The sequence below is a fragment of the bacterium genome (assembly GCA_037128595.1).
In the GTDB taxonomy this organism is placed as follows: domain Bacteria; phylum Verrucomicrobiota; class Kiritimatiellia; order CAIKKV01; family CAITUY01; genus JAABPW01.
The window spans coordinates 1-3,378 of the sequence record JBAXWB010000063.1 but is presented as its reverse complement, the minus strand read 5'-3'; the positions used below and the strand labels follow the sequence as shown (position 1 = coordinate 3,378).

5 protein-coding genes are annotated in these 3,378 nt (G+C 54.7%); all 5 read left to right on the top strand.

All coding sequences use genetic code 11. The annotated features are described in order from the left end of the window. Positions 1-302 precede the first annotated feature (302 nt). A complete protein-coding gene (locus WCS52_19395) occupies positions 303-569 on the top strand; it encodes a hypothetical protein (protein MEI6169354.1) in 267 nt (88 codons plus the stop codon). 152 nt (positions 570-721) lie between these two features. After that, on the top strand, positions 722-892 hold the full coding sequence (locus WCS52_19390; GenBank protein MEI6169353.1) for a hypothetical protein: 171 nt from the start codon (positions 722-724) through the stop codon (positions 890-892). A gap of 322 nt (positions 893-1,214) precedes the next feature. Then, the gene (locus WCS52_19385; protein MEI6169352.1) at positions 1,215-1,457 is read left to right on the top strand and encodes an AbrB/MazE/SpoVT family DNA-binding domain-containing protein; all 243 of its coding nucleotides are present in this window, start codon (positions 1,215-1,217) and stop codon (positions 1,455-1,457) included. Then, on the top strand, positions 1,457-1,795 hold the full coding sequence (gene mazF / locus WCS52_19380; protein ID MEI6169351.1) for an endoribonuclease MazF: 339 nt from the start codon (positions 1,457-1,459) through the stop codon (positions 1,793-1,795). The genes WCS52_19385 and mazF overlap by 1 nt, the downstream gene beginning before the upstream one ends. Before the next feature lie 838 nt (positions 1,796-2,633). Then, positions 2,634-3,378: LacI family DNA-binding transcriptional regulator (locus tag WCS52_19375; protein MEI6169350.1), on the top strand; the 745-nt coding region annotated here is incomplete at its 3' end.

Here is a 3,378-nt window from a genome sequence, read left to right as displayed (position 1 = left end):
ACAAAGTCATCCCTCTGCCATTCAGGTGCTTATGAAGTCAAATGGATAGACCCTGTCCCAGGGACAGCACCACAGGCATTATGCCTTTACGGAGCTTTATGAGATCCGCATTGTTGAACCAGCGGATTCCTTCCCTGTGCTGTTGCTTCGATCACGTGCACATCCGGTTGTGAGGCAGTACGCTGTGTCCCCACGTGTCTCGCTCGATAATCTCAAATCCATGATCGACACCCATAAAATATAAACATCAAGTATCCCTGGCTTTAGCAAATCCAGTCATTGGTCGAGTTCGGCAAAATAATATGAATGATGAGGTCCAGATTGAAGTGATTCCGTACAAGCCAGAGCCAAAATGGTATCAGAGTTTTGGCTGGAAGATACTGACGTTCATTTTCCTCATGCCAGTCTGGGTGGTAATCATCTGTACAGACCCTGCTGAGAGAAGATCAATGAAGATCTTTTCCATCGTTATGCTCATCTTCGCCATATGGTTGGGCATAGTGAATGGCCGATGGGACAGGGATTCAAGGGCAGTCCATCGGGAGACCTATACTGTGAGGCCCCTTTGATGAATGCCACCCCCCATATCCTCTTCATCTGCGGACGTAACCAATGGAGGAGCCCCACCTGCCCGTATATATGCCAATGACCAGAGGATAGTGGTCAGGTCGGCAGGGGTGAGCCGGGAAAGCCGCCATCTGGTCTCCCTTAAGGATATTGAATGAAATACATAATGGTCATTATCAACCCCATGACCCTCTTTATGGTGCTGTTCCTCATCTATGGTGTCAGAAGCTTGCGGAGGAAGGAGCGGGTTTCAGCCGTCGTGTGCCTGCTCCTGTTTGCCAGCCTTGCATTCAATACTGTTCTGTTGTGCTTGAGAGTCAGGTGAATTGCCGGTTCAGAGGAGGGAGGGCATCAGAATGCTAATATCCATGGATCCCCCGGGACTGACCAAGGGATGGCCAGGCAAACCGTTCCGCCCTTGAATGTGGGCAGATGGCCTAATTATTGAGAAAGGGGTTTACATCATCTCGGGTAAGGATAAAACCGGAGGAAAAGCGGATAGAGCGGACGTCGCCGCTCATCCGGGGAAAATCCTTGATAACGGGATTCGGCATAATAACTAGTTCGGCCAGAAAGATCATGTTATTTCTTGCACGCATAGGACGGGGAGTGTATCTTCATAGTAGATACATAAGGAGATGAATAGCATGATCACAAAAGTCCAAAAATGGGGAAATAGTCTGGCGGTCCGGATTCCGCGGTCCGTTGCGCAGGATACGCATTTAAGTTCAGGAAATTCGGTGGATGTGGCTGTTCAGGATGGTCAGATTGTGATTGCTCCAGCCCGGCGGCCACGTTTTCGTCTCGATGAACTGCTCAAAGGCGTCACGACGCAGAATCGACATTGTGAATCTGACTCGGGGGTTGCCATCGGACGGGAGGCTTGGTAATGGCTGCCTATTGCCCTAAGCGTGGCGACGTCGTCTGGCTTTCTTTCACTCCGCAGGCTGGTCATGAGCAGGCGGGCCACCGGCCCGCGTTGGTTCTTTCCCCAGAGTCCTACAATCGTAAGGTGGGCCTTGCCTTGTTCTGCCCGATAACCAGCCAAGTTAAGGGGTATCCGTTTGAGGTTCGCGTACCACAGGGATGCCAGGTTTCAGGTGTTGTCTTGGCTGATCAAGTTAAAAGCTTGGATTGGAAGTCTCGACGGGCAACCTTTTGCTGTAAACTTCCGGCGGAGGCTGTTCACGATGTCCTCAATAAGCTTGGCACATTGACTGATGAATGAGATCCATCGCCGATCGGGATAGGGGACCCCATCGCTGAGGCCCCCTCCCCCACACCACCGTATGTACGGATCACGTGTACGGCGGTTCGGCTGTAAGAAAGCAGTAATTACCCTAGAAGAACCAAACCGAGTTTCTGCGTGAAGTAGTCTTCGGGCAGGGCCGTGTGTAACGCGCTTTGCTTGCTGATTCGCCACGGCCTTTTGCGCGTATTTCCCATACTGTGCGCCCATCGGGGATGAACGCCGCGTGCGAGTAACTCGCGCACCTTCGTTCTCGGAAGGCGCCACTGGCTCCAAACGTAGGCACGAAGCCGACGCAGTATCCAGTCGTTCAGCGGCCGGGTCAGGTTTTGAGATGTTCCTGTTTTGAAATATCCCCACCAGCCCCGGATGTAATCATTCAGCTCCCGTATGATCCCGTTCAGACTCCGCCCACGGTCCCGAGCTGTCAAGGCCCGGATTTTCACTTTGAATCGCCGCAGGCTCTTCTCATGCACACCGATTCGGGTTGCCCCGAAAATCCGCGTAATGCGGAAGCCAAGATATCGCACTATCCACGGTATGAATGATTCGGTCATTCCCCTGTGGCACGGAAAGAAGCTCTATGATCTTGCCACTGTGCCCAAACAATGCTGGTGGGTGCCCGGGGCCGACCACAATGATCTACACCTGACGGACGAACAGGGCTATTGGACACATGTTACTGACTTCCGTGATTGGCTCGAGGACGGGAGAACATCTACCCCAATTTCCATCCCTTGACAAAAATTAATTATGCCAATATAAACCGGTTTAGATGTCATATTTAAGGTTAAAACAAGGAGCAAGAATACGGGATGTGGCCGAGGCACTCGGCCTCTCAAAGACGACCGTTTCCCTAGTCATGAATGGGCGGGCGGAGAGCGTCGGGATCAGTCGGGCTACCCGTCAGAGAGTGGTGGACATGGCGCGGGAGATGGCCTACCTCCCGAATCCTGCCGCCCTCGCAATGGCGACTGGCTACCTGGCCGCCATCACGGCAGAACCAACACCGCCAGTGATGCCGCCTTCGGCCTCTGAACCGCCGCATCAAGCGCCAGAGCCAAAGACGCCAGTATCTATTCCCCTCGTCCCGCCTCTGGCCTCAACAACTAAAAACCCAGCAACTCAGACACCGCCGGCCGAGCCACCGGTGTCTGTCCATGTCGTCGAGGTGCCAGCAGAAGAAAGGCCGGTGCCCGAGCCCGAGGCCGAACCGGAACCCGTGCCACCAGTGGAGCCGGTGACACCGGACCCAGTCCCAGAGTCGTCTGTGATCGAGGACCCACCGCCTCCGGCCTCAACAACCAACACCCCAACAACTCAACAACCGCCCGCTGAGCCGCCGGTGTCTATCCCTGCCGTCGAGGTGCCAGCTGAAGAAAGGCCGGTACCAGAGCCTGAGGCCGAACCGGAACCCGTCGTCCCCGTGGAGCCGGTGACACCGGACCCGGATCTTGAGCCGCCTCCGGTCTCAACACCTACCGACCCAGCAACCCAACCACCGCCTGCCGAGCCGCAGGTGTCTGTCCCTGCCGTCGGTGTGCCAGCAGAAGAAAGGCCGG

Coding starts and splice junctions, on each gene's coding strand:
- WCS52_19390 (MEI6169353.1), top strand. CDS start 722: ATGAAATACATAATGGTCATTATCAACCCCATGACCCTCTTTATGGTG.
- WCS52_19395 (MEI6169354.1), top strand. CDS start 303: ATGAATGATGAGGTCCAGATTGAAGTGATTCCGTACAAGCCAGAGCCA.
- mazF (MEI6169351.1), top strand. CDS start 1,457: ATGGCTGCCTATTGCCCTAAGCGTGGCGACGTCGTCTGGCTTTCTTTC.
- WCS52_19385 (MEI6169352.1), top strand. CDS start 1,215: ATGATCACAAAAGTCCAAAAATGGGGAAATAGTCTGGCGGTCCGGATT.